Raw genomic sequence first — 219 nt, forward strand, 5'->3', positions numbered from 1 at the left:
CGGCCAGACGAAGCGGCCACGTTCCAGCCTTTTGGTAAACATGCACAGGCCGTCCCGGTCGGCCCACAGTACCTTTATCATGTCGCCGCGCCGGCCGCGGAAGATGAACAGATGCCCGCTGAACGGGGCATCCCGTAACGTATTCTGCACCCTGGAAGCCAGACCATTGAAGCCGTTGCGCATGTCGGTGATGCCGGCAACCAGCCAGATGCGGGAACC

1 protein-coding gene is annotated in these 219 nt (G+C 62.1%); it reads right to left on the reverse strand.

All coding sequences use genetic code 11. From position 1 onward, the window contains the following. Window positions 1–219 (reverse strand): IS66 family insertion sequence element accessory protein TnpB (tnpB, locus tag F7Q90_RS26515; protein ID WP_151161271.1); only part of this gene is annotated, 219 nt, incomplete at both ends.

The organism is Pantoea stewartii subsp. stewartii (genome assembly GCF_008801695.1).
GTDB lineage: Bacteria > Pseudomonadota > Gammaproteobacteria > Enterobacterales > Enterobacteriaceae > Pantoea > Pantoea stewartii.